Below are 14551 nucleotides of genomic sequence, written 5' to 3'. Positions count from 1 at the left end.
GCTCCCTCAGAATTGGAAGTAAAGGAACGGCGAGAAACTCTGCGCCGACAGTTTGAGAATCGACGCCACGAACAGCAGCAGCACCGCAGCGCGCATGGCGTAGCGTGGCCAGTCAGCGGTCCAGTAGGCCGGTTGCACGGCGGCATCCTGGCCCACGGTGAAGCCGGGCTCGTGGATGCTGCCGGGGTTGTCGCCCGGTACGGCCTTGATCAGGCTCGGGTCGGCCGGCTTGGTTTTCTCGGCAGGGCGATTGGTGTAGAAGTCGCGCAGGCCAAAGAACGCCAGGGTTGCGTAGGCCACCACCAGGGTTGCCACTTGCAGGCCGGTGAGGTTGGCGCGGTTGAGTTCCGACAGCGACCACTCGCCAAAGCTGAACATCGCACCGTACATACGCCCGGCGACGTGCAGGTTTTCGGCACGGAAGATCACCCAGCCCATCACTACCAGCAGGAAGGTGAAGGCCCAGCGCACGACGTTGAAGCTGCGTGGCGCGGTGTTGAGGCCGATGGCTTTTTCAATCGCCAGCCACATGCCGTGCCAGGCGCCCCACACGATGTAGGTGATGTTCGCACCGTGCCACAGGCCGCCAAGCAGCATGGTCAGGAACAGGTTGCGGTAGGTGGTCAGCGTGCCTTTACGGTTGCCGCCCAGGGTGATGTACAGGTAGTCACGCAGCCAGGTGGACAGGCTGATGTGCCAGCGCCGCCAGAACTCGGTGATCGACTGGCTGATATACGGCTGCTTGAAGTTTTCCATGAAGCGGAAACCCATCATCAAGCCCAGGCCGATAGCCATGTCGCTGTAGCCGGAGAAGTCGAAGTACAGCTGCGCGGTGTAGGCCAGTGCGCCGAGCCAGGCATCACCGGTGGTGGGGTTCTGCAGGGCGAAGCAGTGGTCGGCGACGACTGCCAGGGTGTCGGCAATGAACACCTTCTTGATGAAACCCTGCATGAACCGCGTGCAGCCCTCGGAAAATTTGTCGAGGGTGTGGGTGCGGTTGTTGAACTGGTCGGCCAGGTCGCGAAAGCGCAGGACCGGGCCGGCAATCAGGTGCGGGAAGATCGCCACGAACGCCGCAAAGTCGATCAGGTTGCGGGTCGCCGGGGTATCGCCACGGTACACGTCGATGATGTAGCTGATCGACTCGAAGATGTAGAACGAGATACCGATCGGCAGCAGCACGTGGGTCAGGATGAACGGCTCAAGGCCCGCCGACTTCATCATCACGTTGATGCTGTCGACGCCGAAGTTGGCGTACTTGAAGTAGCCGAGGATGCACAGGTCGACCGCCACGCCGAGCAGCAGCCAGCGCTGGGCCGGCTTGGTGCGCACACCGGCGGCACCGACTTTCAGGCCGATCCAGTAGTTCCACAGCGTCACGGCGGCGAACAGCGCCAGGAAGTCCACTCGCCACCAGGCGTAGAACACGTAGCTGGCAATCAGCAGCAGCAGGTTGCGATAGCGTTGCCCGCTCAAGTAGTACAAGCCGAGAAAGATCGGCAAGAACAGAAACAGGAACACATTGGACGAGAAAACCATCCCGATCTCTCCATGTTTAACCAACAGTCAAGGGCCAGAGCCCCCCCAAACCCCCCCACGAAAAATCGGGGGCGGGCCGTACAACATTCCAACTGACGAAACCGATTCAAACTGTGGGAGGGGGCTTGCCCCCGATGGCGGTGTAACAGTCTCCATCTGTGTTGAATGACACCCTGCTATCGGGGGCAAGCCCCCTCCCACATTTTTCTACCGTGTTTTGTCAGGAACCCTTGTTGCCTTTCTCATGCGTCGGGTCATAGACCTTGGTCAGGTCGCCCCCGAGGCGGAAGGTCTTGAACGGTTGCATCCCATGCTTGCGCTCGATCACGTCCGGCGCGCAGGTGTAGAGGGTGCAGAAGGGTTCGAGCCAGGCGAATTTCATGTCCTGCTTCAAGTCCTTCATGTCCTGTTCCTTGCCGTTCTTCTGTTCGAAGATCTCGGGATCCTTGACCCCGGCGAGCACTTTGTCGCCCAGGCGCTTGAGCGCGCTGTTGTTTTCCTGGCGCAGGTCCACGCCATTGACCAGGGCAAAACTGGCGATCATCGACAGCGGCGGCAGGGCGTAGTTGTGGTACGACAGGGCGCGTTGCTGACGCTTCAACTCGTTGGGCAGGAACCCTTGGTCGTCGACCTGGTTCACGCCGACCTTGTATTCCTTCACCGCCCAATCAAACAGGTCGCGACGGTTGGTGGCGACGGACGTTGCCATCACCGACCAGGCGGCCCAGTAGGAGTGGTTGTTGGTTTTTTCCAGCGGCAGGTTGTCCCAGTCGCTGACCACTTGATCGGCAAGCTTGTTGAACCAGGCTTCGATCAGTTGCGATTCCTGCTGGTGATTGGCCAACGGGTGCGAGTCGGAGAACTTCAGGCGCACATAGGCCGAGGCCATGCTGCCCAGCGCCCATTTGCGCATGGATTTGCCGGTGTGGTTGAAGTCCTTGGACATCAACGCATCGGCCTTGGCCCACGACACCAGCCAGTTCAGAGTGCATTCGAGCTGCTCGGGACGGCCGTCACGCATGAACTGCATCACGCGCTTGCTGGTGTCTTTTTCCAGCTTGGTGATGTCGGCGGTGCTGTCACGGAAGGCTTTTTCCGACTGCACGTTCAGGGTGGACCGGGCTTTGTCCGAGCCTTCGTACTTGCTGCGAAACTGCAGCGGCCCGGTGTACGGTGCCGGCATGGTGTCGCAGTTTTCCTTGAAGTCGCCGGTCTTGAACGCTTCAATCGGTGCGAAATAGCCTTGTGGCGGACGCAGCGGTGCGGCGGCGTTGACGGAGCCTGCGAACATCGCCAGGCCCAGTAACGTAGGGATCAGTAACTTCTGCATAGGTAACCTCATTGCCCGAGGGAGGCGGTTTTTTGGCCGCCGCTTGGGAATATGTTGCGTGTGCAAATTTTCGCTTCGACCTTCTGCGCAGCAGCGCCCGCTTCGGGACCCTGCACTTCCACGGCCAGCAGGTTCTGCGAGGCCCAGTCTTCATCGGTACGCAGTTCAAAGGCGAAACGCCCGTCTGTATCGGATGTTTCGGGTTTCTCGATCTTGATGTCCTCGTGGCGCCCGTTCATGTACCAGAGGGTGGCTTGCAGGGTTTTCACCGACGGATCGGCGAAGCGGATATCAACCTGGTGATTGGCATTACGCAGGTCTTTGTTCGAACTGTTCACCAGCAATTCGTTCTTGCCGGGTTTCAACGTGGTGCTCGCGGTCATCTGCGCGGTCTTGCCTTCGCAGCCGTTGTCGAGCAGGGCCATCATCTGGCGGTAGATGGTCTCCTGGTCCAGGCGATACAGCGGCGAGAACTCCCAGATGAGGATTTTCGGCGGGCTCTTCTGGAATTCATCGCTGCCCAGATACTGAATCATCGAACCTTCCAGACCACCGCCGGGGAAGGCGACGTTGAGGATGTCGGCGCCGATTTCCTGTTCCAGGAAGCCGGCAAAGTTGTAGTTCTTGCCGCTGTGGCTGGTGCCCACCAGGGTGATCTGCGGGTTGCCCGAATCGCCGAACAGGTCGCCGTCGCCCGCTTCGCCCTTGGGCTCGGTGGTGAACTGGTCCATGTACTGGATCGCGTAGCTGGTGCCGCACAGTTGCCCGGCCATGTTGTGCAGGGTGCCGGTCTTGCCCATGCGCCCGGAGCGCTTGGTTTCGAATTCACGCTTGGGAATATCCGCGAACTCAGGCATGGCGCGTACTTTGGCGCCGACGATTTTCGCGGTGCGCTGGGCGCCGTACGGAGTCCAGTGCTGGTCGCCACGGAAGTAGAAGTCGTGGGCGGGCAGTTCATCCGGCAGTTGCTCGTTGGTCAACGGCGACAGGTCTGGTACCACGTAGCCCATCTTGGCGAAGCGGCCGAGCATGGTCTTGTAGTTACCCAGGGCCTTGTCGAAGTCGAACTTGGCTTTCTCTTCCGGGTTGAGTTTGTTGCGGTTCACCAGGCCACGGGTCGGCTGGTAGACCACCACCAGTTCCACGCCCTTGGCCTTGAACGCGTCGTGCAGCTGTTGCATGCGCTTGTAGCCGGACGGGGTGGTGTCGAATTCGGTGCGCAGGTCTTCCTGGGTCCGGAACAACCAGTCGCCCTGGGCTTGCACCAGGGTGGTGAAGTTCTGCTGATAGCGCGTGGTGTAGTTGCGCGCATCATGGGCGGCCGGGCACAGGCTGCAGCACGGTTCGGCGGTGAAGGTTGGCGCCTTGACTTCATCGGCGCGTACGCCCTGGCTGGCCGCGAGCAGGCCGAGGGTCAGACCCGAGAGGCTCAGCAGTTTGATCATGTGTGGGTGCATAAGGGTCATCCTCAGTCCTGCATTTCGGTCTGGCGTTCGACAGGGTCGATCAGCACGGCTTTCTGCTGGCGCACCAGCAGGTCGAGAATCTCTTCCTGGCGATCGCCAAGCACGCCGGAGAAGCTGATGCCGCTGGATTTGGTCGGCGCCAGCATCGACACGCGGTACAGCTCGATGCTCAACGGCGAGTCGATGGACAGCGGCCCGCTGCCGTTACCCGCCAGTTCACCGCCGACCACGATCAGCGAGACTTTGGCGTCGAACGGGTCGAGGGCGATGTCGCGGTCGGTGTCGGTCAAATCCTTGATGTGGCCGTACACACCGGTCAGGCCGTTGGCCATCGCGGTGTTTTCGTAGAGCTTGATGTTCACGCTGTTGCGCACGCGGATGCCGTGGCGGCGGTTGCTGATCACCTTGTTGCCCCACAGCAGGTTGTCGCCGCTCTCATAGAGGGTGATGCCGTCGGTGTGGTTGCGGTAGATCTCGTTGTCGGCGATCAGGTTGTTCACGCTGTTACGGTCGATTACCAGGCCCGAGAGCTTGTTGTCGTAGCTGCGGTTGTTGAAGATGAAGCTGTCGTTCACTTCACGGGAAATGATGATGCCGTGCTTCTTCTTGGTGCCGTAGACGGTGTTGTCCGCGATGATCAGGCCGTGGGAACGGTCGTGGGGGTCAATGCCGTAGACGATGTTGTCTTTGTAGGTATTACCCTTGATCACAAAGCCGGTGGTCTCGTAGCAGTAGAAGCCGTACCACATGTCCGAGAACTCGGAATCGATGATCCAGCCGGTCGGCTCGGGACGCTTGAGCACCTTGGCCATGTTCGGCGTGTACTGGGAAATACTCACCCCGTACGACTTACTGTTGGCGTAGCCGAAACTGGCCATCTTGGTGTTGGAAATGTAGGTTTCGGTACCGCCCCAGGCCAGCAGGAACGGGCGGAATTCCTTGGGCGACTTGAACAGCGCCGGGCCGTTGGCCTTTTCGCTCCAGCCGGTAACCTTAGTGTCACGCACAAACAGCTGGCCGTCGTTGATCAGGAACGAACCGCCTTCCTGGGACAGGCGCAGCTCCTGGGTCTTCTTGTCGATTTCCAGGATGCCCTTGCGCCCGACCACGATCGGCAACTTGGCCACGATCACTCCCGGCGAGGTCTCGCTCAGGTACTGCTTGGGCACCTTGCCCAGCAGGTCCTTGAGGTTCATGTAGCCGTCGTCGACAAAGATCGCCTGGGGAATACCGTGCTGACGCACCACCCATTCGGCCATCTTGTTGTCACCGCCGATGAAATCCTTGAGCGCATCTTCCTGCATCATGCGGCGGATGCTGATTTTGCCTGGCTTGGTCCTTACGATCTTTTTTTCCATTGCCGCGGCGGTGTAGCCCGACAGGTCCGGCAGGGCCGGCTTGGCCATTTCCAGCGGCGCGGTCGGCGGGCTGGAGATGGTGTAGGTCTTGGCCTGCTGCAGTTCCTTGGCGATGGTCGGCGCCTTGGCCGCCGTATCGGCAAACGCTGTGGCACTGGCCAACAGCATTGCCGCGACGAGTAGGCTTTGAGCATTCATTGGGCGGGCTCCCATCAGAATTTCCAGATCACGTCGACAAACGCGCGATGCATGTACGAGTCGACGTTGCTGCCATAGGCATCGCCCGGTTTGAATACGCCGGCACGGAAACGCACCAGCGCCGATGGCTCATCAATCGACTGGCTGAGCGCCGCCGGCAACAGGCCGGTCTTGAAGTATTTGGTGACCACCAGGTCCATTTCCTGACCCAGGTCTTTCTTGCCATCTTCAAGCGGCAGGGAAGTACTGGACAGGATCGCGCCGGTGACGTCGTCGGTGTTGTTCTGCACCGCATCGATACCGTTGCTGCCCACCGGCTTGTTGCCGTCGACACGCCAGAACTTGTGGTACACCAGGCTGGCGTCGTAGTCCTCGCGCAGCTGCCAGGAACCGAACAGGCTCATGGCCTGCATGTTGTTCATCTCACCACGGAAGGCCTCACCGAAGCGGTGCACACGGGACTGGGTGCCGGTCCAGTTCGAACGGTTGCTTTGCAGGCCGTTCTGCTCGTACTCGGCGCTGGCGCGGGAGTAGGCCGCGCCGACTTGCCACTGCGGGTCAAGGCGCAGGCGGATACCCAGGTCGGTGGCCCAGCCATTCACGTTATCGCTGCGCTTGGTCTGGTCGGGGCGGCTGCCGTCGGCTTTCAACGCGTTGACGGTGTCGCGGTCGCCCTGCATGCCGGTGATGCTGGCCCAGTAGTTGACGGTGTTGGTGTTGCGCCAGTTATAGGCGTCGCTGTTGGCTTCGATGCCGAGCCAGGTCAGGTCGCCGTTTTCACGCTTGTCCAACGAGTCGGTGGGTACTCCCGGTTCCGGGTAGTCGAGCTTGCCGTTGTCATGGGTGTGGTGACCGCGCAGGCCGATCCACTGGCCGGGCGTCCACTGGTAGGCGGCGTCGGCGTAGAGGTGCTGACGGTCCTTGTCCTTGGGCGACAGCTCCTTGAGGTCGGTACGGTACTCGCTGAAACGTTCGGCGACGCCGACATTGGCCTTGAGCAGGGTGGTGTCGAAGGTCCAGTTCAGCGCTTCGATGTTGGTGTCGCGCCATTGGCCGTCGTCATTGCGCAGGCGTTGGCGACCCAGCTTGAGGATCTCGCCGGGGTAGGGCGTGAAGCCGCTGTAGCCGACCCAGAACTCGCGCATGGCCAGGTAGTTTTTCTTGGCCTTGCGGTCGTTGTTGGTGGTCTGCTGGTTCGCGTCATCGGCCGACTGTTGCAGCGGGTCGGTCTCGATGATGTCGCTGGACACCACCGCCTGGCCCATGGCGTAGGCGCTCCACGCGCCGCTTTCACCGTAGATCCACGGGCGCAGGTCGAGGCCGACGCCGTTGACGTCGCCGCCTTTCTGCGTGCCGAGGTCGCGGTCATCTTCGGACTGTGCGGTGGCTTTGACTTCCAGGCCGAAGTTCTTGGCTTCGGTCAGCGCGGCCAGGGTCGGGCACGACCACAGCAGGGCGAAGGTCAGGCCGATGCCGGCCTTGACGAATGGGTTGAGCTTCATAGGGATTCCTCGCCGTCGTCTTCTTCATCCAGGGCGTGCAGTTGCAACGTGCTCTGGGCCAGGGTGCCGCGGGCGGCCAGTTCCTGTTGCACCAGGCGTTGGCCCTGGGCGCGTTGCTCCGGCGTCAAGGGCGCTTCGAGCTGGGTCGCCAGGTCATTGGCTTCCGGGGTGTCCTGGGCTTTGGCCAGCTGGCTGAAGACATAGGCGTTCAATGGGTCGGGCTTGGTGCCCTTGCCTTGGGAAAACAACTGGGCGATGGCGAAGTCGGCGCTGTTCTGGCCGTTGCGCGCAGCGGTCAGCAAGTGGTCGAGGGCTTTTTGCGGATAGACCTTGCCCAGGTAGCCACGGCGATAGATCTGGCCGAGGTAGTAATCGGCGGCCACTTCCTTGCCCACGGCTTTTTCGAAGTGCGCTTCGGCTGCCTTGGCATCCGCCGGCACCCACTTGCCTTCGTAGTAGAGCTTGCCCAGCAACAGTTCGGCGCGCGGCTGGTCGGCGGCGCGGCCGTTGTCCAGGTACTTCATCATCTGGTCGACGTCACCGAGTTCCGGGAAGTCATAGAGCAGTTGCGCCAGGCTGACCCAGGAAGCCGGGTAGCCAGGGGCGATTTTTTCCAGCAGGGCCTGGGCGGTTTTTTCGTCCGGCTGGCCGAGGGTGGCGTCACCCAGCACACGCGCCACGCTGTCGACACGCTGTGCGGTAACGGTGCCACGGCTGTAACCGGCTTCCATTTGCTTGAGCAGTTCGGCCTGTTTTTCCGGCTCGGCTTTTTTCTGGTAGACCGTGGCCAGTTCGACGTAGCAAATGTCGGTGGTGTTCAGCGCGGCTTTGCAGATGCGCTCCACGTCATCCAAGTGCTGGTCGTAGGTGTCCTGGGTGCGATACAGCAGCACCTGGGCCAGGCCGGCTTCCGGGTAACCGGCGGCCTGCCATTGGCTGATCTGCCGCTGGGCATTCACGTTCGGGAAGCTGTGCGGGTATTGCAGGTACAGCATCGCCAGCGGAATCAGGGTGTTGCCTTCGCCATTGGCAAAGGCTTTTTTCAGCAGGCCTTCGGCTTCATGGTGTTCGGCCTCGGTGCTGCCGGGCTTGGCCACCAGCAGGCGACCCAGGCGCGCCTGGGCGCGGGGCGAGGTGTCCGCTGCCGCACGGTAGGTGGCTTCGGCCTGTTTGATTTGCGCCGGATCGCGAGTGCCTACCTGGATGTCAGCCAGGCCCACCTGGGCCTCGCTGTAGCCCAGGTCCGCCAGTTGCTGGTAATTCTGCTGCGCGGTGACGGTGTCGCCACGCTTGAGCGCTTCATTGGCCAGGCGTTGGTCGGGCAGGCCGGCGCAACCGGCGAGGGCGATGGCCAGCGCCAGGGGTACCGGCAGGTTTCGAAGGGCGCTCATGATTAAAGACCCGCAGCCATGGCTTTATCGATCAGCCAGTTCAGCGATGGGCCACGGTCGCTGGTGACTTCCACCGGGCGACCGGCGTAGGTGCTGTCCAGCGGTGCGTCCGGCTTGATCTGCACGCGGATGTCGGAGGACAGGTCGGCGCTGTTCAGGCTGGTGCTGCTGACGATGGTGCCGGTGCGGATCTGCTCCTCGTCGGCCACCTGGAAGCTCACCGGGGTACCTGGGCGCACATCGGCGAACTGGCGATAGGTGAAGCGTGCTTCCACGTTGGCCTGGCTGCCGCGTGGGACCAGTTGGAAGATCACGTCGCCCTTGCTGGCGTACTGACCGTCAGCCACCAGTTGCTGCGCCACCACGCAATCGCACGGCGAAGTCAGGGTGCCGGTCATTTGCTTGCCGAACAGCTCTTCAACCTTGGCCGGTTGCAGTTGGTCTTCGTCCAGGTGGCCCTTGAGCACGTCGAGCATGCTGGTGCTGAAGGTTGCCAGTGGCGCGCCTTTGGCGGCGACCGCATCACCCTTGAGCAGGCTCTGCACGGTGCCGTCGCGTGGCATGGTCACGTTCATGCCGGGCACGCTTACCAGGCCGGCCTGGGCGTGGCTGACGAAGTACATGCCGTACACCGACTTGAAGACGAAACCGAAAGCCGCCAGGCCGACGATGAAGATACCCGCGCTGAACACCACGGCGCGCAGGCGGCCGGCGGCGCTCATGTTGCTGCCGCTGTCCTTGACCTTGCGTGCCTTGGTGAAGTTGTCGCGTTGCAGGGTCGCCAGCACGTCGCCCATGGTCACGATGTCGCCGGACAGGTGCGAGGTGATCAGGTGGCGCAGGGTGGAAATATCCTGGGCGTCGAGGTTCTGGAACTGGCAACCGGTGCGGCCGGTCTGGCGGTCGTAGGAGCGGATCTGCAGTTCCACGTCCATGGCCAGGCCGAGGTTATCGATGACAAATTGCAGGCGGCCCTTGTGCACCTCGCCGACGGTCAACGGCTGGGTGGCGGTGAACGCCAGGCCGCCGGCGGACAGGTCGATCACCCGTGCTTCGGTCTGGGTGCGGTCGGTGTTGAAGAAGCGCAGCTTGGCCGGGATTTTTACGCGGGCATGTTGGCGCTGGGCTTCGGATTCGTGGACAACATTGGCATTTACTTGGCTGTTCATCAGGGCAATTTCCTAGAGTTAATTCAGGCTTGGCAGGGTCAGACCATCATCAGCAACACGGCAACGAAGATGCTGCCGGCGGAGAAGGTCATGGTCCGAGACGACCAGGTGTTGAACCAACGTTGAAAGCTGGCCAAATCGCGGGTCAGTTTGGTGTCCTGGCGGGTCCAGGACTGTTGATCGAGGCGGAAGAACACGTAGATCTTCACCAGCGCGCCCATGATCTGGTTGTAATAGAGAATCACCGGGTACGCGGGGCCGATCTTGTGGCCGGAGCACGACAGCAGCAGGGTGAGAATCAGGCGAGTGATGCCGATCCACAGCAGGTACGCGAGGATGAAGGCGCCGCCGTATTTGAAGGTGGCGATGATCGCCACGGTCAGGCCGAGCAGGGACGTCCACATCGACACGCGCTGGTCGAACAGCACGATGCTGGTGAACAGGCCCAGCCGACGCACACCCAGGCCCAGGGCTCGGGAGTTCTGGCGCAGGTTGTTGCCGTACCAGCGGAACATCAGCTTGCGGCTGGCCTTGATGAAGCTCTTTTCCGGCGGGTGTTCCACGGTGTTGATCGCGGCGTCCGGCACGTAGAAGGTGTCGTAGCCCAGGCGCATCAGGCTGAACCAGCTGGACTTGTCGTCGCCGGTGAGGAACTTGAAGCGGCCCAGGCGCCAGTGCTGCAGCGAGTCGCTTTCCACGTCGGCGATAAAGCCCGGGTCGGTGACCACGCTGGCACGGAACACCGACATGCGGCCGGTCATGGTCAGCACGCGCTTGGACAGGGCCATGGAGCACATGTTGATGTGACGCTGGGCGAAGCGCAGTTTGTGCCACTCGCTCATGATGTAGCCGCCGCGCACTTCGCAGAACTCGTTGGTGGTCAGGCCGCCGACATTGCCGAACAGTTGGAACCACGGCACGGTCTTGCGTACCACACCTTCGGCGAGCACGGTGTCGCCATCGATCACCGCAACCACGGCGCGGTCATCCGGCAGGTGGCGGGAGATGGCGCGGAAACCGAAGGCCAGGCCGTCGCGCTTGCCGGTGCCAGCGATGCGCACGAAGTCGAGCTTCACATGCTCGGGTGGGTTCATGCGTTCCCACAGGCTCTTCACCAGCAGCTCATCGGACATTTCCACCAGCGAGCAGACCACGGTGGTGGGGAAGCCACATTCGATGGCTTCACGGATCACCGAGCTGTAGACCTGCGCGGTGGTCAGCGCATCGATACGGAAGCTGGTGACCATCAGGAACACATGGGATGGGTCGGCAGCCTTGCCCAGCTTGCGCACTTTGCGGCGCAGGTGCGGGTAGACCACATACAGGAACAACATGCCGCGAAAGAAATGCGTAGCACCCATCGAGTAGCGCCAGATGCCGACGGCGCCAATCAGGAAAATAAAATTCTTCGACTCGGAGTCGAACGTACTCGCCGGCAAGAGCAGGGCGAGTCCCATCAGCAGGCTCAAAAAGAACAGCCAGCCGGCGGATTGGAGCAGTACGTGTTTTAACTTGGACATAAGCGTCATCCGAAGGTGAAGAAGGCTCCCGGCTGCAAGCGCTGGGGATGGGAACGCTTGCAGCCCGGAACTTGCCGTTGCTGTTACCAGCAAATGCCTTCGGTACGGCCTGTGGCACAGGTGGCCTTGGACATGAAGCCCACCAGGTCGATCACTTGCTTGCCGTGTGGTGCGTTCTGCGCCAGGGCACGGAACTTCTCATCGCGGTTGCCCAGGATGATCACGTCGGAGTTGTTGATCACTTCGTCGAAGTCCGAGTTGAGCAGGGACGACACGTGCGGGATCTTGCCTTCGATGTAGTCCTTGTTCGCACCGTGGACACGGGCGTACTCAACGTTGCTGTCGTAGATGCTCAGGTCAAAGCCCTTGCCGATCAGCATTTCGGCCAGTTCGACCAGCGGGCTTTCGCGCAGGTCGTCGGTGCCGGCCTTGAAGCTCAGGCCCAGCAGGGCGACTTTGCGTTTGTCGTGGCTGGAGACGATGTCGAAGGCGTTCTGTACCTGGGACTCGTTGCTGCGCATCAGCGAGTTGAGCAGCGGCGCTTCCACGTCCAGGGAACCGGCGCGGTAGGTGAGGGCACGCACGTCTTTGGGCAGGCACGAACCACCGAAGGCGAAGCCTGGGCGCATGTAGTACTGGGACAGGTTGAGGGTCTTGTCCTGGCAGACCACATCCATCACTTCGCGACCGTCGACGCCGACGGCCTTGGCGATGTTGCCGATTTCGTTGGCGAAGGTCACTTTGGTGGCGTGCCACACGTTGCAGGTGTACTTGATCATTTCGGCAACGGCGATGTCCTTGCGGATGATCGGTGCGTCGAGTTCTTCGTACAGCGATTGCAGGACATCGCCGGAGGCTTTGTCGAACTCGCCGATGACGGTCATCGGTGGCAGGTCGTAGTCGGCGATGGCGGTGGATTCACGCAGGAACTCCGGGTTGACCGCGACACCGAAGTCGACGCCGGCTTTTTTGCCGGAGCAGTCTTCGAGGATCGGGATCACCACGTTGGCCACAGTGCCCGGCAGTACAGTGCTGCGCACGACCACGGTGTGGCGGGTGGTTTTGTCACGCAGGACAAAACCGATTTCGCGGCACACGGCCTCGATGTAGTCCAGTTCCAGGTCGCCGTTTTTCTTGCTCGGCGTGCCGACGCAGATCATCGACAGGTCAGTATCACGGATGGCGTCGGCGAAGTTGGTGGTGCCACGCAGCCGGCCGGTTTCGATACCCTGGCTCAACAACTCGCCCAGACCGGGCTCAACGATGGGCGATTTGCCTGCATTGATCAGGTCAATCTTGTCCTTGGAGATGTCTACGCCGACCACATCGTGGCCACGGGCAGACAGGCAACCGGCACAGACTGCGCCAACGTAACCTAAACCAAATATGCTGATGCGCATCGCATTTACCTCTTTGTCTTCAAGACCGTATTAATCATGCCAATAATTGGCCGGAGTTCATGTTTGCAAGCGTCACTGATGCTACGGAAGTTGGGCGAATAGACGCCGACTTACCGCGTACAGGCATGTTAATTAGTGAGTGACTAACTATTGCACTCAAGTTGTGCGCAACTTGGCCTTGTTATTGGGGCTTGCCCTGAAATGCAGCCGGCCTTTCTGGGGAAAGGTGCCGACGCCAGTGCCGCAAGACCCTGATAGAGGCTTTTAGCCTTTATTTATCAACGTCTTGGGTGTCATCACTGACACATTTGGGTAAGCGCTGCCTTGGCCTATAGGGGATAGCAATTGATCCTTATCGCCGCCCTCAACTCATATCAGTTGATGATATGACCCGTGAGTCAAAGTTGATGGGGCAACTTTGCTACTTCCTTGGGTCGTCATGTAAGTCATCTCTTACAGAAGCAGAGAATTTCGTTACCGGTGGTATGAGCCGTGCGTTTAGACGAAGTTCCGGGCCGCTCATCCTGTTTCCTGAAATTTCTTGAAATATTAGGAAAGATGGCACTGGTAGTATATTGATAGCACTTGCTATTTGAGCCAGTAGTTATAGGGAGTTGGCGCGCTGGGATAGTTTTGTGCCACTAGTGTTTGAAAAAAGTGGTGCCACTACGAAAAAAATCGACGAATGTCGAGTGAAAGAATTGTTAGAGATGCGTCGGGATATTTTTTGACGTCAAAAAAATGACGATTCGCGAATTAAAATGCGGTTAAAAATGTGGGAGGGGACTTGCCCCCGAAGACGGTGGGTCAGCTAAAGATAAGCTGGCTGATCCATCGCCATCGGGGGCAAGCCCCCTCCCACATTTGTTCATCAGTGTTCTCGGGAGCTTTATTCTGGTGCGTGATCGCGCAAAAACACCAGGTTATCCGGCTTGGACTGCTCGGCGTTGAAGCGATAGCCCTGCACATCAAACTGCTTGAGCTTCGCCGGGTCGTTGATGCGTTCCTCGATCACAAAGCGGCTCATCATCCCCCGGGCTTTTTTGGCGTAGAAGCTGATGATCTTGTACTGGCCGTTCTTCAGGTCCTTGAACTCGGTGTCGATGATCCGCGCCTTCAAGGCCGTACGCTTGACCGCCGAGAAGTATTCGTTGGAGGCCAGGTTTAGCAGCACGTCGTCGCCTTGTTCGGCCAGCGCTTGGTTGAGCCACTCACTGATACGCGTGCCCCAGAAGGCGTACAGGTCCTTGCCACGTGCATTGGGCAGCTTGGTGCCCATTTCCAGGCGGTACGGCATCATCAGGTCCAGGGGGCGCAGCAGGCCATACAGGCCCGAGAGCATGCGCAGGTGGTCCTGGGCGTAGCTGAAGTCGGCATCGCTGAAGGTCTCGGCGTTCAGGCCGGTGTACACATCGCCCTTGAAGGCCAGTAGCGCCTGCTTGGCATTGTCCTGAGTGAATGCCGGGGTCCAGCTGCCGAAGCGGGCGGCATTGAGGCCGCCGATCTTGTCGGATACGTGCATCAATTCGCTGATTTGCGCCGGGCTGAGGGTGCGCAGTTGCTCGATCAGCTCCTGGGAGTGGTCCAGGTACTGCGGCTGGGTAAAGCGCTGGGTCGCCGGCGCGGTCTCGAAATCGAGGGTCTTGGCGGGGGAAATCACCATCAGCATGAAGTCGTC

Annotated in this window: 10 protein-coding genes; all 10 read right to left on the bottom strand. The window is 60.5% G+C overall.

Translation table 11 applies throughout. The features are described 5' to 3' along the window. Positions 1-6 precede the first annotated feature (6 nt). Positions 7-1539 carry an MBOAT family O-acyltransferase gene (locus NL123_RS25430; protein WP_034118206.1) on the bottom strand — a complete coding sequence of 511 codons (1533 nt, stop codon included), beginning with the start codon at positions 1537-1539 and terminating at the stop codon, positions 7-9. A gap of 220 nt (positions 1540-1759) precedes the next feature. Next, positions 1760-2869 (bottom strand): mannuronate-specific alginate lyase, encoded by a 1110-nt coding sequence (locus NL123_RS25425; protein ID WP_122304790.1) that lies wholly within the window; start codon positions 2867-2869, stop codon positions 1760-1762. 8 nt (positions 2870-2877) lie between these two features. Continuing rightward, positions 2878-4326: an alginate O-acetyltransferase gene (locus NL123_RS25420; protein ID WP_248486294.1), complete on the bottom strand. Its 1449-nt coding sequence runs from the start codon at positions 4324-4326 to the stop codon at positions 2878-2880. 11 nt (positions 4327-4337) lie between these two features. Next, the gene (gene algG, locus NL123_RS25415; RefSeq protein ID WP_248486295.1) at positions 4338-5906 is read right to left on the bottom strand and encodes a mannuronan 5-epimerase AlgG; all 1569 of its coding nucleotides are present in this window, start codon (positions 5904-5906) and stop codon (positions 4338-4340) included. Then, positions 5906-7393, bottom strand: a complete 1488-nt coding sequence (locus tag NL123_RS25410; RefSeq protein WP_494356601.1) for an alginate export family protein — start codon at positions 7391-7393, stop codon at positions 5906-5908. Before NL123_RS25410 ends, algG begins: the two co-directional genes overlap by 1 nt. Further along, positions 7390-8784 carry an alginate biosynthesis TPR repeat lipoprotein AlgK gene (gene algK, locus NL123_RS25405; RefSeq protein ID WP_464704832.1) on the bottom strand — a complete coding sequence of 465 codons (1395 nt, stop codon included), beginning with the start codon at positions 8782-8784 and terminating at the stop codon, positions 7390-7392. The genes NL123_RS25410 and algK overlap by 4 nt, the downstream gene beginning before the upstream one ends. 2 nt (positions 8785-8786) lie before the next feature. Further along, positions 8787-9953 (bottom strand): alginate biosynthesis protein Alg44, encoded by a 1167-nt coding sequence (locus tag NL123_RS25400; protein ID WP_071488569.1) that lies wholly within the window; start codon positions 9951-9953, stop codon positions 8787-8789. 38 nt (positions 9954-9991) lie between these two features. Continuing rightward, positions 9992-11473: a mannuronan synthase gene (gene alg8 / locus NL123_RS25395; RefSeq protein WP_162276396.1), complete on the bottom strand. Its 1482-nt coding sequence runs from the start codon at positions 11471-11473 to the stop codon at positions 9992-9994. An 83-nt stretch (positions 11474-11556) separates the two neighbouring features. Further along, the gene (locus NL123_RS25390; RefSeq protein WP_058422917.1) at positions 11557-12873 is read right to left on the bottom strand and encodes a nucleotide sugar dehydrogenase; all 1317 of its coding nucleotides are present in this window, start codon (positions 12871-12873) and stop codon (positions 11557-11559) included. Between the two features lie 889 nt (positions 12874-13762). Further along, positions 13763-14542 carry a peroxide stress protein YaaA gene (gene yaaA / locus NL123_RS25385; protein ID WP_248486303.1) on the bottom strand — a complete coding sequence of 260 codons (780 nt, stop codon included), beginning with the start codon at positions 14540-14542 and terminating at the stop codon, positions 13763-13765. Positions 14543-14551 lie beyond the last annotated feature (9 nt).

The sequence above is a fragment of the Pseudomonas sp. FBCC-B1565 genome, assembly GCF_059133265.1.
Note: the sequence above shows the minus strand (reverse complement) of the source record. Positions and strands in the feature narration are given on the sequence as shown.

Coding starts and splice junctions, on each gene's coding strand:
- NL123_RS25430 (WP_034118206.1), bottom strand. CDS start 1,539: ATGGTTTTCTCGTCCAATGTGTTCCTGTTTCTGTTCTTGCCGATCTTT.
- NL123_RS25425 (WP_122304790.1), bottom strand. CDS start 2,869: ATGCAGAAGTTACTGATCCCTACGTTACTGGGCCTGGCGATGTTCGCA.
- NL123_RS25420 (WP_248486294.1), bottom strand. CDS start 4,326: ATGCACCCACACATGATCAAACTGCTGAGCCTCTCGGGTCTGACCCTC.
- algG (WP_248486295.1), bottom strand. CDS start 5,906: ATGGGAGCCCGCCCAATGAATGCTCAAAGCCTACTCGTCGCGGCAATG.
- NL123_RS25410 (WP_494356601.1), bottom strand. CDS start 7,393: ATGAAGCTCAACCCATTCGTCAAGGCCGGCATCGGCCTGACCTTCGCC.
- algK (WP_464704832.1), bottom strand. CDS start 8,784: ATGAGCGCCCTTCGAAACCTGCCGGTACCCCTGGCGCTGGCCATCGCC.
- NL123_RS25400 (WP_071488569.1), bottom strand. CDS start 9,953: ATGAACAGCCAAGTAAATGCCAATGTTGTCCACGAATCCGAAGCCCAG.
- alg8 (WP_162276396.1), bottom strand. CDS start 11,473: ATGTCCAAGTTAAAACACGTACTGCTCCAATCCGCCGGCTGGCTGTTC.
- NL123_RS25390 (WP_058422917.1), bottom strand. CDS start 12,873: ATGCGCATCAGCATATTTGGTTTAGGTTACGTTGGCGCAGTCTGTGCC.
- yaaA (WP_248486303.1), bottom strand. CDS start 14,542: ATGCTGATGGTGATTTCCCCCGCCAAGACCCTCGATTTCGAGACCGCG.